The organism is Salinarimonas sp. NSM, assembly GCF_052380005.1.
GTDB lineage: Bacteria > Pseudomonadota > Alphaproteobacteria > Rhizobiales > Beijerinckiaceae > Salinarimonas.
Genome location: NZ_JBQTCJ010000035.1, coordinates 33,201 through 51,639, shown reverse-complemented (window position 1 = coordinate 51,639; position 18,439 = coordinate 33,201). Strand labels below are relative to the sequence as shown.

The 18,439-nt window shown below is 72.0% G+C and carries 18 protein-coding genes; 8 read left to right on the top strand and 10 right to left on the bottom strand.

Annotation, left to right across the window (positions count from 1 at the left end; all coding sequences use genetic code 11):
- Positions 1-1,185 (bottom strand): exodeoxyribonuclease VII large subunit (gene xseA, locus ACTZWW_RS13750; protein WP_444781529.1); only part of this gene is annotated, 1,185 nt, incomplete at its 3' end.
- A 116-nt stretch (positions 1,186-1,301) separates the two neighbouring features.
- Between xseA and purD the strand changes: the two genes are divergently transcribed.
- The 3 genes from purD to ACTZWW_RS13735 are packed head-to-tail and all read left to right on the top strand — an operon-like array spanning position 1,302 to position 4,496.
- The gene (purD, locus tag ACTZWW_RS13745) at positions 1,302-2,558 is read left to right on the top strand and encodes a phosphoribosylamine--glycine ligase (RefSeq protein ID WP_444781528.1); all 1,257 of its coding nucleotides are present in this window, start codon (positions 1,302-1,304) and stop codon (positions 2,556-2,558) included.
- Positions 2,559-2,595: 37 nt separating this feature from the next.
- Positions 2,596-3,504 (top strand): alpha/beta fold hydrolase, encoded by a 909-nt coding sequence (locus ACTZWW_RS13740; protein ID WP_444781527.1) that lies wholly within the window; start codon positions 2,596-2,598, stop codon positions 3,502-3,504.
- On the top strand, positions 3,501-4,496 hold the full coding sequence (locus tag ACTZWW_RS13735) for a patatin-like phospholipase family protein (RefSeq protein WP_444781526.1): 996 nt from the start codon (positions 3,501-3,503) through the stop codon (positions 4,494-4,496). Before ACTZWW_RS13740 ends, ACTZWW_RS13735 begins: the two co-directional genes overlap by 4 nt.
- On the opposite strand, the gene ACTZWW_RS13730 is transcribed toward ACTZWW_RS13735, so the two are convergent.
- Both ACTZWW_RS13730 and carA read right to left on the bottom strand, forming a co-directional pair.
- Positions 4,481-4,837 carry a c-type cytochrome gene (locus ACTZWW_RS13730; RefSeq protein WP_444781525.1) on the bottom strand — a complete coding sequence of 119 codons (357 nt, stop codon included), beginning with the start codon at positions 4,835-4,837 and terminating at the stop codon, positions 4,481-4,483. The genes ACTZWW_RS13735 and ACTZWW_RS13730 overlap by 16 nt on opposite strands.
- Before the next feature lie 88 nt (positions 4,838-4,925).
- Positions 4,926-6,140, bottom strand: a complete 1,215-nt coding sequence (gene carA, locus ACTZWW_RS13725; protein WP_444781524.1) for a glutamine-hydrolyzing carbamoyl-phosphate synthase small subunit — start codon at positions 6,138-6,140, stop codon at positions 4,926-4,928.
- A 159-nt stretch (positions 6,141-6,299) separates the two neighbouring features.
- On the opposite strand from carA, the gene ACTZWW_RS13720 reads away from it, so the two are divergent.
- Positions 6,300-6,761: a GatB/YqeY domain-containing protein gene (locus ACTZWW_RS13720; protein WP_444781523.1), complete on the top strand. Its 462-nt coding sequence runs from the start codon at positions 6,300-6,302 to the stop codon at positions 6,759-6,761.
- A gap of 13 nt (positions 6,762-6,774) precedes the next feature.
- Here the strand turns inward: ACTZWW_RS13720 and ACTZWW_RS13715 are convergent, their stop codons facing one another.
- A complete protein-coding gene (locus ACTZWW_RS13715) occupies positions 6,775-8,661 on the bottom strand; it encodes an ABC-F family ATP-binding cassette domain-containing protein (RefSeq protein WP_444781522.1) in 1,887 nt (628 codons plus the stop codon).
- A 166-nt stretch (positions 8,662-8,827) separates the two neighbouring features.
- Here ACTZWW_RS13715 and ACTZWW_RS13710 point away from each other — a divergent pair, with 166 nt between their 5' ends.
- Entirely contained in the window at positions 8,828-9,055 is a 228-nt protein-coding gene (locus tag ACTZWW_RS13710; protein ID WP_444781521.1) for a hypothetical protein, read from the top strand.
- Here ACTZWW_RS13710 and ACTZWW_RS13705 read toward each other — a convergent pair.
- Positions 9,042-9,581, bottom strand: a complete 540-nt coding sequence (locus tag ACTZWW_RS13705; protein ID WP_444781520.1) for a DinB family protein — start codon at positions 9,579-9,581, stop codon at positions 9,042-9,044. The genes ACTZWW_RS13710 and ACTZWW_RS13705 overlap by 14 nt on opposite strands.
- Positions 9,582-9,775: 194 nt before the next feature.
- On the opposite strand from ACTZWW_RS13705, the gene ACTZWW_RS13700 reads away from it, so the two are divergent.
- Positions 9,776-10,786 carry a Gfo/Idh/MocA family protein gene (locus ACTZWW_RS13700; protein ID WP_444781519.1) on the top strand — a complete coding sequence of 337 codons (1,011 nt, stop codon included), beginning with the start codon at positions 9,776-9,778 and terminating at the stop codon, positions 10,784-10,786.
- Positions 10,787-10,811: 25 nt separating this feature from the next.
- The gene (locus ACTZWW_RS13695; RefSeq protein WP_444781518.1) at positions 10,812-11,939 is read left to right on the top strand and encodes a DegT/DnrJ/EryC1/StrS family aminotransferase; all 1,128 of its coding nucleotides are present in this window, start codon (positions 10,812-10,814) and stop codon (positions 11,937-11,939) included.
- Positions 11,940-12,041: 102 nt separating this feature from the next.
- On the opposite strand, the gene ACTZWW_RS13690 is transcribed toward ACTZWW_RS13695, so the two are convergent.
- The 5 genes from ACTZWW_RS13690 to ACTZWW_RS13670 all read right to left on the bottom strand — a co-directional run bounded on the left by ACTZWW_RS13690 (position 12,042) and on the right by ACTZWW_RS13670 (position 17,095).
- Positions 12,042-12,752, bottom strand: a complete 711-nt coding sequence (locus tag ACTZWW_RS13690) for a helix-turn-helix domain-containing protein (protein ID WP_444781517.1) — start codon at positions 12,750-12,752, stop codon at positions 12,042-12,044.
- A 211-nt stretch (positions 12,753-12,963) separates the two neighbouring features.
- Complete coding sequence (locus ACTZWW_RS13685) at positions 12,964-13,302, bottom strand: response regulator (RefSeq protein ID WP_444781516.1); 339 nt, start codon at positions 13,300-13,302, stop codon at positions 12,964-12,966.
- Between the two features lie 548 nt (positions 13,303-13,850).
- The gene (locus ACTZWW_RS13680) at positions 13,851-14,468 is read right to left on the bottom strand and encodes a response regulator transcription factor (RefSeq protein WP_444781515.1); all 618 of its coding nucleotides are present in this window, start codon (positions 14,466-14,468) and stop codon (positions 13,851-13,853) included.
- The gene (locus tag ACTZWW_RS13675) at positions 14,465-15,754 is read right to left on the bottom strand and encodes a two-component system sensor histidine kinase NtrB (protein ID WP_444781514.1); all 1,290 of its coding nucleotides are present in this window, start codon (positions 15,752-15,754) and stop codon (positions 14,465-14,467) included. The genes ACTZWW_RS13680 and ACTZWW_RS13675 overlap by 4 nt, the downstream gene beginning before the upstream one ends.
- Before the next feature lie 165 nt (positions 15,755-15,919).
- Positions 15,920-17,095, bottom strand: coding sequence for a pyridoxal phosphate-dependent aminotransferase (locus ACTZWW_RS13670; RefSeq protein ID WP_444781513.1), 1,176 nt, complete (start codon positions 17,093-17,095; stop codon positions 15,920-15,922).
- A gap of 312 nt (positions 17,096-17,407) precedes the next feature.
- Between ACTZWW_RS13670 and ACTZWW_RS13665 the strand changes: the two genes are divergently transcribed.
- Positions 17,408-18,439 carry a thiamine pyrophosphate-dependent dehydrogenase E1 component subunit alpha gene (locus tag ACTZWW_RS13665; protein ID WP_444781512.1) on the top strand — a complete coding sequence of 344 codons (1,032 nt, stop codon included), beginning with the start codon at positions 17,408-17,410 and terminating at the stop codon, positions 18,437-18,439.

The window sequence follows — 18,439 nt, the reverse complement described above, 5'->3', positions numbered from 1 at the left end:
GCTCTCCAGCCGGTCGCGCCGCCGGGCGATCGCCCCCGCGAGCGCCCGCTCCGGCCGTCCGGCGATGGCCTCCAGCCCGCCGCGCGCACGCGACAACCGCACCCGCGGCGAGCTGCGCTCCAGCCGGCGGGCGACCTCGGCGAGGCGCTGCTCGTAGGCGCGAGCATTCGTTCGCAGAGCCGGCGCGAGCCGCGCCGCGGCGAGGTCGAGCCGCTGGCGCTGCGTGGCCGTCAGGTCCTCGGGCCGCGGCAGGGCGCGGCCGGCGGAGCGCAGGTCGGCGCGCAGGCGCTCGAGACGGCGGAGCATCGCGTCCTCGTGGCGGCGCGCGCGGTCGCGGACCAGGGCGAGGAGCTCGGAGCGCACCGGCACCACCATCTCGGCGGCGCCGGTGGGCGTCGGCGCACGCACGTCGGCGGCGAGATCGATGAGCGTCCAGTCGGTCTCGTGGCCCACCGCCGAGACGACCGGGATCGCGCTCTCGGCCACCGCGCGCACCAGGTCCTCGTCGTTGAAGCCCCACAGGTCCTCGATCGAGCCGCCGCCGCGGGCGACGATGATCACGTCCGGCCGCGGGATCGGTCCCGCGGGATCGAGCGCGTTGAAGCCGCGCACGCCCGCCGCCACCTCCTCGGCGCACGTCTCGCCCTGCACGCGCGCCGGCCAGACGAGGACATGCCGGGGGAAGCGGTCCTGCACGCGGTGGAGGATGTCGCGAATCACGGCGCCGGTCGGGGAGGTGACGACGCCGATCACGCGCGGCAGGTAGGGCAGGGGGCGCTTGCGCTCGGCGGCGAACAGGCCCTGCGCGGCGAGCGTACGCTTGCGCTCCTCGAGCAGCGCCATCAGCGCGCCGACGCCGGCGGGCGCGATCTGGTCGATGACGATCTGGTAGCTCGACTTGCCGGGGAAGGTGGTGATCTTGCCCGTGGCGATCACCTCGAGCCCCTCCTGCGGCTTGGTCTTCAGCCGCGCGTAGGTGCCCTTCCAGACCACCGCGTCGATCTTCGCGCCCTCGTCCTTGAGGGAGAAGTAGCAATGGCCCGAGGAATGCGGGCCGCGGAAGCCCGAGATCTCGCCGCGCAGGCGGACGTGGCCGTAGGCGTCCTCGATCGTGCGCTTGAGCGCCCCCGACAGCTCGGAGACGGACCATTCGGGGGCGTTGGAGACTTGTGCAGGGGCGGCCATGCGCGGGATTCTGGACGAGCCCGCCCCCGAGGGCAAGCACGTCGCGGCACTCGGGGCCGGGACCCGATGGGGGAGGAGCATGGACGCGCGCCGTCCCCTGCGCTAGACGGAGCGCCATGAACGTCCTCCTCATCGGATCGGGCGGGCGCGAGCACGCGCTCGCCTGGAAGCTCGTGCAGAGCCCGCTCTGCGATGCGCTCTTCTGCGCGCCCGGCAACGCGGGGACGGCGGAGGTGGCGACGAACGTCGCCCTCGACGTCGCCGACCACGCCGCCGTGATCGCCTTCTGCCGCGCCCGTGCGGTCGGCCTCGTCGTCGTCGGCAACGAGGCGCCGCTCGTCGCGGGGCTGGTGGACGACCTCGCGGCCGCCGGGATCGCGGCCTTCGGGCCGACGCGCGAGGCCGCGCGGCTCGAGGGCTCGAAGGCCTTCACCAAGGCGATCTGCGACGAGACCGGCGCGCCGACGGCGGCCTATGCCCGCTTCGACGCCGCCGAGCCGGCGCTCGCCTGGGTGCGCGATCGCGGCGCGCCGATCGTCGTGAAGTATGACGGCCTCGCCGCCGGCAAGGGCGTCGTCGTCGCCGAGACCGTCGCCCAGGCCGAGGAGGCGGTGCGCGCCATGCTCGCGGGGCCGGGCGACGCGCTCGTCATCGAGGACTTCCTCGAGGGCGAGGAGGTGAGCCTGTTCGCCCTGTGCGACGGCACCACGGCGCTCCCGCTCGCCTCGGCGCAGGACCACAAGCGCGCCTTCGACGGGGACGTCGGCCCCAACACCGGCGGCATGGGCGCCTATTCGCCGGCCCCGGTCCTCACGCCCGAGCTCCAGGCCCGCGCCATGGCCGAGATCGTCGAGCCGACCCTCGCCGCCCTGCGTGCCCGCGGCACGCCCTTCGTCGGCGTGCTCTACGCCGGCCTGATGATCGGCGCGGACGGCCCGAAGCTCGTCGAGTACAACGTGCGCTTCGGTGACCCGGAGGCGCAGGCGCTGATGCCGCGCCTGGAGGGCGATCTCCTCGCCGCCATGCTGGCCGCCTGCGCGGGGCGCCTCGCGGAGGTCTCGCTCGGCTGGCGCGACGAGGCGGCGCTCGTGGTCACGCTCGCCGCGCGCGGCTATCCCGGCGCGGTCGAGAGCGGCAGCGAGATCCGCGGGCTCGACGCCGCCGCGGCGCTGCCCGGCGTGCGGGTCTTCCATGCCGGTACGAAGCGGGACGGGGATCGCGTGCTGGCGAGCGGTGGGCGTGTGCTCTCCGTCGTCGGCCTCGGCGCCGACGTGGCGCACGCGCGCGCGCGGGCCTATGCGGGCGTCGACGCCATCGACTGGCCGCAGGGATTCTGCCGGCGGGATATCGGTTGGCGGGCGCTCGCGCGTTAGGGTACGACACCAAGGACGCCAGCCCGGAGGCGCGCGCATGTCGGACCTGTTCCCAGGCTTCACCTCGCACTGGCTCGACACGGAAGTCGGCCGCGCCTTCGTGCGCAAGGGTGGGGAGGGGCCGCCGGTGCTCCTCCTGCACGGCTTCCCGCAGACGCACGTGATGTGGCACCGCGTGGCGCCGGAGCTGGCGCGCACGCACACGGTCGTCCTGATGGACCTGCGCGGCTACGGCTGGTCGAGCGCTCCGGCAGGCGACGCGCGCCACGAGACCTATTCCAAGGCCGCGATGGGCCGCGATGCCGTGCGGGTCATGTCCGACTTCGGCTTCGCCCGCTTCGCGCTCGTCGGCCACGACCGCGGCGCGCGCGTCGGCTACCGGCTCGCGCTCGATCATCCCGGGCGGCTGTCGCATCTCGTCCTGCTCGACATCCTGCCGACCTTCCACGTCTGGCGCGAGATCGACGCGGGGCGCTTCCCCGCCGCGCATTGGGAGTTCCTCGCCCGACCCGCGCCCGAGCCCGAGGAGGCGATCGGGAAGAACCCCGCGGCCTTCTTCGACAAGCTGATGGCCGGCTGGACCCGCGAGGGATCGCTCGCTCCCTTCGACGCCCGCGCGCTGGACGCCTATCGCAAGGGCACGAACGAGCCCTCCCGCATCCACGCCATGTGCGAGGACTACCGCGCCGGCGCGAGCCTCGACCGCACGGCGGACGAGGCGGACCTCGCGGCGGGGCGCACCATCGCCTGCCCGGTGGCGCTCGCCTGGGGCACGTTCTTCCTCACCGGCCGAGACGAGGGTGGGCCGACGCCGCTCGAGGTCTGGCGTGCGAGCTTCGCGCCCGGCGCGACGGGCCGGCAGGTCGAGGCCGGGCACTTCGTCGCCGAGGAGGACCCCGCCGGCACGCTCGCGGTGATCCGCGGCCTCCTGGAGACGCCCGCGTGAGCCGTCACGACGACCTGCGACCGACGCGGGCCCAGGCCGCCCGCCGCCGCGCCGCCTTCACGCCGCGCGAGCGCGTGGGACGTCTCGTGCCGCGCGACGGCGGGCCGACGGTGGGGCTCGCGCTGGGCTCCGGCGGCGCGCGCGGGCTCGCGCACGTCGTCGTGCTCGAGGCGCTCGACGAGATGGGCATCCGCCCCGCGGCGATCGTCGGCTGCTCGATGGGCGCGGTCGTCGGCGCCGCCTATTGCGCCGGCATCCCGGCACGGGCGCTGCGCCAGCATGTGCTCGACGCGATGGCGGACCGCGCGCGGGTGATGGGGCGGCTCGCCGAGGCGCGGGTGGGGCGGCTCGTCGACGTGTTCAACGGGCTCGGCAACCCGCTGCTGCTCGATGGCGAGAAGATCCTCGACGCCTTCTGGCCGGGCGGCGTCCCCGCGCGCATCGAGGAGCTCGACATCCCCTTCCAGGCGGTGGCCTGCGACTTCTTCGCCCGATCGGAGGTGACCTACGCCCGCGGGCGGCTGGTGCCGGCCGTGGCGGGGTCGATGGCGATCCCCGGCCTCTTCAAGCCGGTGGCGTTCGAGGGTCGCACCCTGATCGACGGCGGGGCGGTGAACCCGCTGCCCTTCGACAACCTCATCGGCAAGGCCGACGTGATCGTCGCCGTCGACGTCGCCGCCGGCCCGGCGCTCGACGCCTCGCGGCTGGTGAGCGGGATCGACGTCTCCTTCGGCGCCGTCGAGATCATGCAGGAGGCGATCGTCCAGGCGAAGCTCAAGCTCGCCTGCCCGCAGATCATGCTGCGCCCGCCGGTGCAGGCCTTCCGGGTGCTGGAGTTCTTCGAGGCGCAGGCGCTGTTCGACGCGGTCGACCCGATCAAGGACGCGCTCAAGCGCGAGATCGAGCGCCAGCTCGCCCTCGTCGGGCGCAGCGAGAGCGACCCCGCGACGCTCGGCCCCCCGCCGACGGGCGCCCCTCAGCCGTCGGGCTGAACCGAGCGCAGGTAGGCGATGATGTCGCCGACGTCCTCCGGCGAGAACACGAACTGCGGCATCTGCTGGACGCCGTCGTGCACGACGAGGATGCCCTCGCCGAGCGCCTCCTCCAGCGCCTCGACGGGATAGTTCTCCGACAGCGTGCGGAAGGGCGGGGCCGACGGGTGCGGGCTGTCGCCGGTCTCGCCGATGGCGTGGCAGGTGGCGCAGTTCTGCGCGAGGATGCGCTCGCCGCGCGTGACGTCGCGCGCATCTCCCTGCGCCCGCGCGAAGCCGACCACCATCGTCCCGCCCACGAGGACGACGAGCATCGCTCTGATCAGGGGGCCGGCGCGCATGTCGAATCTCCTCCAGGCCGTGCCCCGGATCGGGGCTGCGGCGCAACGGTGGTCCGACATGGTTAACGGATGCTTAAGGCGGCGGAATTCAGGCGGTGGCCGCCTTCGCGCGCATCAGCGACACGAAGCGGTCGAAGAGGTAGTGGCTGTCGTGCGGGCCGGGCGAGGCCTCCGGGTGGTACTGCACGGAGAAGGCCGGCGCGTCGGTGAGCGCGATGCCGCAGTTCGAGCCGTCGAAGAGCGAGACGTGCGTCTCCTCGACGCCCGACGGCAGCGTGTCGGTGTCCACCGCGAAACCGTGGTTCATCGACACGATCTCGACCTTGCCGGTGGTCTTGTCCTTCACCGGGTGGTTCGCCCCGTGATGGCCCTGCATCATCTTCCGGGTCTTGGCGCCGATGGCCAGCCCGAGCATCTGGTGCCCGAGGCAGATCCCGAAGGTGGGGATCTTCTTCTCGAGAATCGCGCGGATCGTCGGCACGGCGTATTCCCCCGTCGCCGCCGGGTCGCCGGGGCCGTTCGAGAGGAAGACGCCGTCGGGCTCGAGGGCGAGGATGTCCTCGGCGCTCGCCGTCGAGGGCACGACGGTGACGCGGCAGCCGGCGTCGGCGAGGAGGCGCAGGATGTTGCGCTTCACGCCGTAGTCGATGGCGACGACGTGGTGCTGCGCCTCGGTGCGCCGGCCGTAGCCGCGGCCGAGCTCCCAGGTCGTCTCGTCCCATTCGTAGCGCTGGGTGGCGGCGACCAGCGGCACGAGGTCGAGCCCCGCCATGGAGGGTAGGGCGCCTGCGCGCGCCTTGAGCGCGTCGAGGTCGAAGGCGCCCGCCGGGTCGTGCGCGATGATGGCGTTGGGCATGCCGCGATCGCGGATGAGCGCGGTGAGCGCGCGGGTGTCGATGCCGGTGATGCCGGCGATGCCGCGTGCCTTCAGCCAGGCGTCGAGGTCGCGGCTCGCGCGCCAGCTCGAGGGGTCGGTGATCGGCGCGGCCATGACGACGCCGCGCACGCCCGAGGAGGCGGCGGCGTTGACCGTCTCGGTGTCCTCGTCGTTGACGCCGACATTGCCGATGTGGGGGAAGGTGAAGGTGATGATCTGCCCGGCGTAGGAGGGGTCCGTCAGGATCTCCTGGTAGCCGGTCATCGCCGTGTTGAAGCAGACCTCGCCGGCGGCCTCGCCGACGGCGCCGATGCCGTGGCCCTCGAGCACGGTCCCGTCCTCGAGCACGAGCACGGCGGTGGCCTTCGGCTCTTCCCAGCCCTGGTGGGCGGAGGAGCCTTGGGGGGCAGACGTGTCTTGCGGCATCGACGGGTTCTCTCGTAGATGGAGCGGAGATCGAGGCCGGTCCGGCGGCCCCGCGGCAGATCGCACTTTTGCGCCGCCGTGGCAACGTCCCCGTGACGTAAGCATGGTGCGCGGAGCCGTCAATCGGCGGCGACCCGCCCGCATTCCAGGAGAGAGACGATGAGCCTGCGCGCGCGCTTCACCCAGGAACTCAAGGATGCCATGAAGGCGGGCGAGAAGCGCAAGCTCGGCACCGTGCGCATGATCCAGGCGGCGGTGAAGGACAAGGACATCGAGGCCCGCGGCGCCGGCAAGGGCGAGGCGAGCGACGAGGAGATCCTCGCGCTCCTCCAGAAGATGATCAAGCAACGCCAGGAGAGCGCGCAGGTCTACGCCGAGAACGGCCGCGAGGAACTCGCCGTCCAGGAGCGCGAGGAGGCCGAGATCATCCAGGGCTTCCTCCCCCGCCAGCTCGACGAGGCGGAGACCCGCGCCGCGATCGAGGCCGCCATCTCCGAGACGGGCGCGACCTCGATGAAGGACATGGGCAAGGTGATCGGCAAGCTTCGCGGCGATTACGCCGGGCGCATGGACTTCGCCCGGGCGAGCGCGCTCGTGAAGGAGATGCTGCCGAAGGGGTGAGACTTCCGCCCCTCTATCCCCCCGCCGCCTCCAGCTCCCCCGACACCGCGAGCCACTCCTCCTCCACCCGCGCCAGCGCGCCGGCGGCCTCGGCCCGCTTCCTCGCGAGGTCGCTCGCCTTGGTGGGGTCCTTCTGGAAGGCGGTGCCGTCGGCCAGCGCCGCGTCGATCTTGGCGATGAGCGCGCCGAGCGTGTCGATCTTGCCCTCCAGCGCGTCGCGCTGCTTGCGCAGCGGGCCGAGGGCGACGCGCTTCTCCGCGGCGGCACGCCGGGCGCCCACCTTCTCGCCGCCCGCCTCCGACCCCTTGCCCGCGGCCTTCGGATCCCTGGCGGGATCGAGCCCGCCCGACAGCACGAGCCGGCGGTAGTCGTCCATGTCCCCGTCGAAGGGCTTCACCGTGCCGTCGGAGACGAGCCAGAGCCGATCGGCGCAGGCCTCGATCAGGAAGCGGTCGTGGCTGACGATGACGACGGCGCCCTCGTAGTCGTTGATCGCTTCCACCAGCGCCTGGCGCGATTCGATGTCGAGGTGGTTCGTCGGCTCGTCGAGGATGAGCAGGTGCGGCCCGTCGAAGGCCGCGAGCCCCATCAGGAGGCGCGCCTTCTCGCCGCCCGAGAGCTTCGAGATCGGCGTGTCGGCCTTCGGCCCCGAGAAGCCGAAGCGGGCGCAGCGGGCGCGGATCCTCGCCTCCGGCGCATCCTTCATGCGCTGCGCGACATGGCCGTAGGGCGTATCGGCGAGGCGCAGCTCGTCGAGCTGGTGCTGGGCGAAATAGGCGACGTCGAGCTTGGGCGAGGCGACGACCTCGCCGGAGAGCGGGTCGAGCCTCCGGCCGATCAGCTTGCAGAACGTGGACTTGCCGTTCCCGTTGGCGCCGAGCAGCGCGATGCGGTCGTCGGGCAGGAGCGTCAGGTCGAGGCGCTTGAGCACGGTGCGCTCGCCGTAGCCGGCGCTGGCGCGGTCGACCCGCACGAGCGGCGGCGACAGCGGGCGGCCGGGGCTCGGCAGGTCGAAGGGCAGCGTCTCGTCCTCGACGACGTTGGCGATCGGCGTCATCTTCTCGAGCCGCTTCAGGCGCGACTGCGCCTGGCGGGCCTTCGAGGCCTTGGCGCGGAAGCGGTCGACGAAGGCCTGGAGGTGCTTGGCCTCCTCCTCCTGCTTGGCCTTCGCCTTCATCTGCAGCATCGCCTTCTCGGCGCGCTGGCGGGCGAAGCTCGTGTAGCCGCCGCGGTAGATCGTCAGCTTGCCGCGGTCGAGATGGAGGATGTGGTCCACCGCCTCGTCGAGCAGCTCGCGATCGTGGCTGATGACGAGCACGGTGTGCGGATAGCGGGCGAGGTAGTCGTAGAGCCAGAGCGTGCCCTCGAGGTCGAGGTAGTTCGTCGGCTCGTCGAGGAGCAGGAGGTCGGGTTCGGTGAAGAGCACGGCGGCGAGCGCGACGCGCATGCGCCAGCCGCCGGAGAAGTCCGAGCAGGGCCGCGCCTGCGCGGCGGTGTCGAAGCCGAGCCCGTGCAGGATCGTCGCCGCCCGCGCGGGCGCGGCGTGCGCGCCGATGTCGGCGAGCCGCGTCTCGATCTCGGCCCGGCGCATGCCGTCGGCGTGCTCGGCCTCCGCGAGGAGGCGGGCGCGCTCCGTGTCGGCGGCCAGGACGACCTCGATCAGGCTCTCCGGGCCGCCGGGCGCCTCCTGCGCCACGGTGCCGATGCGCACGCCCTTGGGCATGCCGATCGTGCCGCTCTCGGGGGCGATCTCGCCCATCAGGATGCGGAACAGCGTCGTCTTGCCCGCGCCGTTGCGCCCGACGATGCCGACACGGGCCCCGTCGGGCACGGCGAAGGACGCCGCGTCGAGAAGGACGCGCTCGCCCAGGCGGTAGGTGAGGTCGTTGACGTGCAGCATGCGCCCTATCTCCCCCACGCGCCCGCCGTTGACAAGCGCTGTGGAAAGCGGGGAGGGGCGGGCCTGCGTCGGGGCGTCGTCATGGACTCGCCGCATTCGCGCCTTCGTGGCGACGCGATGGCGGGGCGAGATGGAACCTGAAACAGGTGATTCGCGTTCCCCCGACATGTCAGAGATAGCGCACCGCTTCTGCAAGCATGCCACGATCGTCGCCGTGATCACCTTGATCGCGGGAATCGCCGTCGCGCTCGACGCGATCGGCTCGGCGCGGGGCTGCCCACCGCTCGCCGAGATGGCCCGGACCTGCGGGGCCGATCCGCTCGCGGGTCCCGACCGCTGGCCGGCCGCGGCGCTCTCGCCGCAGCCGACGGAGATCGTGTTCAGGCGGGGCTGAGCCGCGTGACCGAGGCGCCCCCGCGCCCGCTCTCCCGCTGGAAGTTGATCAGGTCGAACGACGGCGCCCCCCCGGAGAGCCGCGTCAGCAGCGCGTGCGCCTGGCCCCTGTGATGGGTCTGATGGTTGAAGAAGTGATCGAGCGCGGGCGCGAGCGGCTGGGTGACGAGGCTCGGGTTCAGCATCGTACGGTAGGAGAACTTGCGGGCGAGGGCCGCCGCGTCGAGCTCCTCGACGAAAGCGACGATGCGCGTGTCCATCGCCTCGCGGGCCGCGCGCAGGGACGGCAGGTCGTCGTGCAGGACGGCGTCGAGCGCCGGCGGCGGGCTTTCGTCGCCGGTGAAGCGGGCCATCCAGATCGTATCCCCCACGAGCACATGGTTCATCGTGCGATGCAGCGAGCCGAAGAAGGCGCCCTGATCGGACCGATAGGCGTCGTCGGAGAGAGCCGCGGCGGCGTCGTAGAGCTGGACGTTCGCCCACGCGTTGTAGGCCGCCATGTCACGATAACGGTCTTCGATCCTCATCGGTCTCACCCCTGCGTCTGAAGATTGCCAATTCGCGCGCCGTGCTGCGGCGAGGGGTCGCCCGTGTCATGCGCGGCCCGGCCCACAGCGGCACGCCGAGCGTATGGCACCTCGGGCGAAGATGCGCTACACGCGGGGACGATCACGTGCGGGCCCCGCCCACCCGAGCGGGGCGCGCGGCTGGAAAGGACTTCATGGACGCGCAGAACCAGAAGCCGCGTATCGCCGTCATCGGCTGCGGTGCGTGGGGACGCAACATCGCGCGATGCTTCGCCGGCCTCGGCGTGCTGGAGGCGGTCGTCGATCCGAACCCGCAGACGGTGGAGTCGCTGACGGCGCTGTTCGGCTGCCGCGGCGCGACGCTGGACGAGGTGCTCGCCGATCCCGGCATCGGCGCGCTCGCCATCGCGACCCCGCCCTCGCTCCACCGGGAGGTGGCGCTCGCCGCGATCGCGGCTGGAAAGCACGTCTACATCGAGAAGCCGCTGACCCTGAACTACCCGGACGCGACGGCGGTGGTGGAGGCGGCGCGGGCGTCGGACCGGATCATGATGACCGGCCACATCCTGCAATTCCACAACGGCTTTCGCGCGCTCAAGCACCTCGTCGCGTCGGGACGGCTCGGCGAGGTCAAGCGCGTGCACGCCAACCGGCTGAACCTCGGCGCGGTGCGCAAGGAGGAGGACGCGCTGTGGTGCCTCGCCCCGCACGACGTCTCGATGACGCTCGCGCTGATGGGCGGGCGCCCCGAGACGGTCGAGGCCTTCGGCGAGGGGCACCTGCGCAAGGACACCGCCGATGCGGTGACGATGCGGCTCGGCTTCCCCGGCGGCGCGCAGGCGATGATCCACGTCTCCTGGCTCCACCCCTTCAAGGAGCATCGCCTCTCCGTCATCGGCTCGCAGGCCATGGCCGTGTTCGACGACTGCCTGCCCTGGGACAAGAAGGTGCAGATCTACCCGCACCAGATCTCCCTCGACAACGGCTCGCCGACGGTCGTGCGGGCCGACCCCGTGCCGGTGGCGATCGAGCAGTCCGAGCCGTTGATGGCGGAGTGCGCCCACTTCCTCGAGTGCTGCGGCTCGGGTTCCGAGCCGATCACCGGTGCGACGGAGGCGCTCGCCGTCATGGACGTGCTCCATCGCGCCGCCCTGTCGATGACCGATCACCAGGCGCATGCCGCGCCCGCCCGCGCCAGCGCCTGAGCGCCCCTCGCAAGCCCCGTCCGAGATGACCACACCCATTCCCTTCATCGACCTGCCGGCGCAGCGCCGGCGGCTCGGGCCCGCGCTCGACGAGGCGGTCCGTCGCGTCATGGACCATTGCGGCTTCATCCTCGGGCGCGAGGTCGAGGCCTTCGAGGAGGCGCTGCGCGCCTTCACCGGCGCGCGCTTCGCCATCGGCGTGGGCAGCGGCACGGATGCGCTCGCCCTCGTGCTGATGGCCAAGGGCGTGCGCCCCGGCGACGCGATCCTCGTGCCCGCCTTCACCTTCGCCGCGACCGCGGAGGTCGTGGTCTGGCTTGGGGCGACCCCGATCTTCTGCGACGTGGAGGAGGAGAGCTTCAACCTCTCCCCCGACAGCCTCGAGCGCGGGATCGAGACGGCGCGGGCGCTGAAGCTGCGGCCCGTGGGCGTGATCTCGGTGGACCTCTACGGCCGGCCGGCGGACTACGACCGGATCGAGCCGATCGTCGCGCGCGAGGGGCTGTGGCTGATGTCGGACGCCGCCCAGAGCTTCGGCACCGCCTACAAGGGCCGCACGGTCGGCACGATCGGGCTGGCCACGGCGACGAGCTTCTTTCCCTCCAAGCCCTTCGGCGCCTACGGCGACGCCGGTGCCGTCTTCACCGAGGATGCGGATCTCGCCCGCACCATCTCCTCCATGCGCATGCACGGCATGGGTGCGGCCGCATACGACCATGTCGAGATCGGCATGAACGGGCGCATCGACGCGATGCAGGCGGCGATCCTCGTCGAGAAGCTCAAGATCTTCCCCGACGAGGTCGAGGCCCGCCGGCGCATCGCGGCGCGCTACAACGCGGCGCTCGGCGACGTCGCGCGTACGCCGGCGATCTCGGAGGCGGAGCCCTCGGTCTGGGCGCAGTATACGCTGCGGCTCGCGCCCGAGCGCCGTGACGCCTTCCGCGCGGCGCTGCAGGAGCGCGGCGTGCCCACGGCCGTGCATTATCCCAAGCCCTTGAACCAGCAGCCGGCCTATGCCCGCTACCCGAGCGCCGGCAACGGCGTGCCGGTCTCCGAGCGGCTGTCGCGCGAGGTGGTGAGCCTGCCGATGCACGCCTATCTCGACGAGCCGACGCAGGATCGAATCGTCGACGCCGTGCGCGCGGCGCTCTGACGCCTCCTGCCGAACGAAGAAAGGCCGCCTCTCGCGAGGCGGCCGTCGAAGGTGGGGAAGGGCGTCGGCGCTTCCCTGGGAGGAACGGGGGGCCGGCCGGGCTCAGTGCGAGCCGGTGAGCCGGCACAGGCGGCAGACGTCGCCGATGTCGACGCGATCCTGCCGGTCGTAGGCGATGATGCCCGAGCGGCGCAGCGCCGAGAAGGCGCGGCTCACGGTCTCGATCGTCAGGCCCAGGTAATCCGCGATCTCCTGGCGCGTCATCGCGAGATCGACGCGGGTATCGCCGTCACCGGGCTTCGGGCCGGCGCAGGCGAAGCCGCCGCGGTTGGGCACGAGGCGCATGATGAAGGTCGCGACGCGCTCCTGCGCGGACTTGCGCCCGAGCAGCAGGGCGTGATCGTGCAGCGCGCACATCTGCTGGCGCAGGCGGGCGAAGAGCCGGTCTCGCAGCGTTGCGTCGGAATCGATGGAGCGCTTGTCGTAGGCCACGAGGCGCACGTCGGTCAGCGCCTCGGCCGCGACGTCGGAGACGTCCGTCGCCGAGAGCCCGAAGACGTCGCCGACGCCGAGCACCTCGATGATCTGGCGCCGCCCGTCCGGGAGGAGCTTGAACAGGATCACGCCGCCCTCGAGCACCTCGTAGACGGAGGTTGCGGCGTCGCCCTCGTCGAGGATGAGCGCGCGGTGATGGTGGGCGTAGATCTTGCCCTTCTCCGGCTTCTCGGCCGCCCGGTCGGCAACGAAGCGCAAGCTCCAGCCGGAATCGAACTTCGCGTTGGAGAAATCGGAGCGGTCGTGGCGCGCATCCATGTGACAGATCCTGAGAAAGGGTGCCCGGGGGAACGGAGCGTCGTAGTGGGGCAGAGGATTACGGCGCAGGCCTTATCTGCGCATCGGGACATGTGCTTAAGCACGATGCCGTCGGGAAAAGCACGCGTGCGGATTCGTGCCGCAGCGGAGCGGTGGTTCGTCGTTCGTTCGGAGCCGGGCGCGGCCGAGGTGCCCGAACGGGCGCGTATTCTCAGAGATAGGCGGCGATCGCCTCGGCCTCGAGGGGCTTGCGCAGGAGCGGCGTCGTCGGCAGCTCGCGCAGCATGGCCTCGATGTCCGCCCGCGGCTTGCCGGAGATAGCGACGACGCGCGGTCCGCGTGCCTGGGTCGAGAGCCAACGGATCACGTCGGAGCCGGAGATGCCGGGGAGCCCGAGGTCGACGAAGACGACGTCGCCGGGGCTCGGAGGACCCGCGCGCAGGAAGCTCTCGCCGTCCGCGTAGGCGCGGGCGGCGAAGCCGAAGGCGGACACGAGCTCGATGAGCGCGTCGCGTACGCCGAAGTCGTCTTCGACGATGTGGATCCTCACAGGGGGCCTCTCGCCTTCGGGCGCCATTCTACGCAACGGTCTGGTTCAAGTACCCGCTTCATGTCGAGATCGCCATGATCGGTATCAAGTAAGCAGTTTCCCGCCGCAACGGCGGGCGAAGGCGGGGGATACGGTGCGAGTATGCGCACTCGCCCGCCCCGGTCTCAACCGCGCACAAGCACGTACACGAGCGTGTTCCCCAGAGGAAAGGGCTGGATTACTACGCGTCCGGATTGCTCGGCGACCGGAGCTGGATGCCCGACGAAAGCGGTCGCGGGAGGCACCGCGGGAGCCGAGCGGGGCTTGTGACGGGATGGGCTCAGACGATGCGACGCGTGCCGCAGCAGCTCCCCGTCCCGGTGAGGCGAGGGGGTTCGGCCCGGCCGAGACGGACGGGAGAGCGACGCGTTCCGCCACGCCGCTTCGCGGCCAGCCGGTTTGCCCGACGCCGAGGAGAACGCCTGCGCCGGTCGCCGGCGTGCCGCATTCCAGGGTGGTGTTCTTCCGGGCTGACAGCGAGGAGGCGTGCGCCCTCGCCCAGTGCTCGCTCAGCCCCCCGCGCCCTCCGTGAACACGATGCGCACGAGGTCGGCGGTGTTGCGGGCGCCCAGCTTCTCCATGATGCGGGCGCGGTGCACCTCGATCGTGCGCGGGCTGATGCCGAGCTCGCGGCCGGCCTCCTTGTTGGAGGCGCCGTGGGCGATCTGCTCCAGCACGTCGCGCTCGCGTGGGGTGAGCAGCTCGGCGCCGTTGAAGCGGATGCCGAGCTTCGAGCCCGCCTGCGCCGCCTTGCGTCGCTTGGCGACGGCCTCGCGCACGCGCGAGATCACCTCGTCGGCGTCGAAGGGCTTCTCCAGGAAGTCGTGCGCGCCCGCCTTGATGGCGGTGACCGCCATCGGGATGTCGCCCTGGCCGGAGATGATGAAGATCGGCGCGGCGTAGTGGTGGCCGCCCAGGGCCTCCAGTACCTCGAGGCCGGAACGCCCGGGCATGTGGACGTCGAGAAGCAGGCAGTCGAGGCGGCCACGCTTGGCGTCGGCCAGGAAGGCGTCCCCATCCGAATAGGCACGCACGCGCCAGCCCTCGAGATCGAAGATCGTCACCAGCGAATCACGCACCGCGGGGTCGTCGTCCACCACGGCGATCTCGAGTGTCTCGTCGCTCATCGTCTGCCCCACTCCTGGTCGGTCCGGGTCTTGCCGGACTCGTCTTCCTCGGTGCGTTCCTCGTCCTGCGGACGGAGCGGGAGGCGCACCACGAAGCGGGCGCCGCGTCCGTCCCCGCCGGGGTCGACCGACAGGTCTCCCCCGTGGTTCTGCGCGATCGTGCGGGAGATCGCGAGGCCCAGGCCCATGCCGCTGCGCTTTCCGGTCTTGAAGGCCTGGAACAGGTCGGTGAGGACCTCCCGGGGGATGCCCGGCCCGCTGTCCTCGATGGCGACGAGCGCGTGCCGCTCGTCCTGGGTGGTCGAGACCACGATGCGGCCGCCGCGCCGGCCCTTCACGGCCTCGTAGGCGTTGCGGACGAGGTTGACCACCACCTGCTGGATCTGAACGGGATCGATCCGCAGGGTCGGCAGGCCGGCCTGGTAGTCCCGCACCATCGTGACGTTGCGGTCCTGGCCGATGATCGTCAGGTCGACGGCATCGTCCACGATCGTGTTGAGCTCGACCTCCTTGCGCTCGGGCGCGCGCTTCTCGACGAGCGAGCGGATGCGCTGGATGATCGAGCCCGCGCGATGCGCCTCGCGCCGCGCCTTCTCCAGGATCGCGTCGGCGCGGGCGTCGGCCTCCGCCGTGTGGCCCATCTCCTTGGCGCGGGCGAACTCGCGGCCCACCGCCTGGAGGTAGAGCATGATCGCGGTGAGCGGCTGGTTGAGCTCGTGGGCGAGGGCCGAGCCCATCTCGTCGAGCGCGGAGACGCGGGCGAGGCGGATGAGGTCCGCCTGCAGCTCGTTGAGCCGCCGTTCCGCATCCTTGCGGGAGGTCAGGTCGCGCAGGATGCCGACGAACTGGCGCCCGTCCGGCGTCTGCGCCTCGCCCACGGAGAGGTCGATCGGGAAGAGCGTGCCGTCCCGATGCCGGGCGCGCACCTCGCGCCCGATGCCGATGATCCGCCGATGGCCGGTGCGTACGTAGCCCTCGACGTAGGCATCGTGGTCCGACGCGTGCTCCGGCGGCATGAGCATGGAGACGTTGCGGCCCACGACCTCCTCCGCCGCGAAGCCGAACATCCGCTCGCAGGCGCGGTTGAAGATCATGATCCGGGCCTGCTCGTCGATGACGATGATGCCGTCGACCGCCGTGTTCAGGATGCTCGCCCAGCGGGCGTCCGAGACCGAGCCGAGGCCCGGATGGTGTCCGGCGGGATGCACGTCGGCGCGTGTGCCGTTCTGGTCACCGTGCTGGTCCCCCGCATGGCCGTCACCGCCACCGGTCGTGTTCTGGTGCATGGCCTCCCCCGGTTGGCCCCTGCCCCGGGCCTCTCGGTGTATTCAATAGGGTGAAGGTAACGGCTGGACCGGCCCGGATGCAAGACAATCCTCCGGAATAATGCGTACCGGCTGGGGAGAGCCGGTCGGTGGCTTCTGGTCCGTCCCGTGGTCTGCCCCTCTCGCCTATCCGCGCAGCACCGGCACGAGCCGCTCCATGGCCGTCACGAGGTCCGACTCCTTGCGCGCGAAGCACAGCCGCAGCCCTCCCTCGCCGCCCTCGCCGAAGGCGCTGCCGGGAGCGAGGCCGACGTTCGCCTCGTCGATCACGCGCCGTGCGAGCGCGGCGGATTCGTTGCCGGGCGAGGCGAAGAAGGCGTAGAAGGCGCCCGGCGGCGGCGCGAAGCGCACCGTGTTGAGGGGTGCGAGCGCCTCGGCCACGATCTCGCGCCCGCGCTTCGCCCGCGCGATCTGGTGGGCGACGAAGCCCTCGCCGTGGTCCAGCGCGGCGATCGCCCCGCGCTGGATGAAGACGGGCGAGCCGGAGGACGAGAACTGGATCAGGTTCTCGATCGTGCGGGCGAGCTCGGAGGGCGCCTCCAGCCAGCCGATTCGCCAGCCGGTCATGGCGTAGTTCTTCGACAGCGTCTGCACGAACAGGATCTTCTCGTCCGCGCGCATCACGTCGTGGAACGAGGCCGCGCGGGTGCCGACGGCCACGCGCTCGTCCCAGACGAAGCGCTGGTAGATCTCGTCGGCGACGATCCACAGGTCGCGGGCGCGCGCGATCTCGAGGATCGCGGCGAGCTCCGCGCGGGTCGCGGTCCAGCCGGTGGGGTTCGCCGGGGAGTTGACGACGAGCGCCGTCGTGCGCGGGCCGATCGCCGCCTCGAGGGCGCCGAGGTCGAGCGAGAAGCCGATCTCGCTCGGTGCGAGCGCCACCTCGACCACGCTCGCGCCGTTGGCGGTGAGCGCGCCGCGGAAGTTCGGCCAGGCGGGGGTGGGGACGATCACCTCGTCGCCGGCGCCCGCGACGAGCCGCAGGGCGATCTCGACGGCGTGCATGCCGCCGGCCGTGACGAAGAAGCGCTCCGAGGAGATCTCCTTGCCGAGGATCGCGCCCTGGCGCCGGGCGATGGCCTCGCGCAGCTCCGGGATGCCGCGCTGGTGAGTGTAGAAGGTCTCGCCCGCCGCGAGCGAGCGCGTCGCCGCCTCCGCGATGAAGGGCGGCGTCGGCAGGTCGCCCTCGCCGACCCACAGGGGGATCAGCCCGGGACGGCCGCGGCCGTAGTTGACGGTGTCGACGATGCCGCTCGCGGGGGTGGCCCCGGCCTCCGGGCGGATCCAGTAGTGCTTCGTCATCGGGTGTCCGTTGTGAATGCGGGTGTTCGGGACGGCGGTCGTCGGGATACGCGCGGAGGCTATACTACAGGATCGCGCGCGCGCCGGGGATGCAAATTCTCGCAGACGCCGGAAGGCCTTGCCCGCCGCGCGCAAACAGGGCTACGCTCGCGAAACGTCGCCCGCAAGAGGCGATCGCGGAGCGCCCCGACACGCGCGGTGCGCCCGACGAGATACAGGGAGGAACGGCATGGGCGGGGCGACGCGGGTCGCCGGGCCGGGCGGCTCTCGCCGTATGGTCCGCATGGGGAGAACGGCCGCGGGAGGGCGGGCGTGAGCCCCGCATCGGAAGAGGCGCGCAGGCCTGCGCGCAACCTCGCGAGCAACCTGGACAGCGAGCGGCTCACCGCGCATCTCGACACGATGTGGCGCATCCGCGCTTTCGAGGAGGCCGCCCTGCGCGGGCTCTCGGAGGGCCTTGTGCGTGGGGCGATCCACCCTTCGATCGGCCAGGAGGCGGTCGCCGCCGCCGTGTGCCTCAACCTCGCGCGCAGCGACCTCATCCTCTCCACCCATCGCGGCCACGGCCACACGCTGGCCAAGGGCGCGGACGCGCGCGCGATGATGCGCGAGCTGCTCGGCCGTGCCGGCGGCACCTGCGGCGGCAAGGGCGGCTCTATGCACATCGCCGACTTCTCGGTGGGCATGCTCGGCGCGAACGGCGTCGTCGGCGCGAACATCCCCATCGCCGTCGGTGCGGCCCACGCGATCGCCTTGCGCGGCGGCTCCGAGATCGTCGCCTGCTTCTTCGGGGACGGCGCCATCAACCGCGGTCCGTTCCTCGAGGGGCTGAACTGGGCGAAGATCTTCCGCCTGCCGGTCCTGTTCGTCTGCGAGGACAACGCCTGGTCCGCGACGACCCGCACCGCGGACCTGACGGCCGGTGAGGGCGCCGCGGCCCGGGCGCTGAGCCTCGGCATCCCCGCGGAGATCCACGACGGCAACGACGCGATCGCGCTCGACGCCGCCGCGCGCGACGCCATCGCCGCAGTGCGGGCGGGGGAGGGGCCCCGGCTGATGCACGTGCGCACCTATCGCATGACCGGCCACACCGCGGCCGACGCCGCAGCCTACCGCGATCCCGCCGAGGTCGAGGCCTGGCGCGGCCGCGACCCGATCGCGCGGCTCGCCGCCGCGCTCGCCGAGGCGGGCGTCGATCGCGGGCGGCTCGAGGCAGCGCGCGGGCGGGCCGAGGCGGAGATGGCCGACGTGCTCGACGACGCGCGCGCGGCGCCCTGGCCCGAGCTCGCCGCCGCCTACGCCGATGTGCAGGATGTCGGCGACCCCGCCGAGCGGGCGTATTGA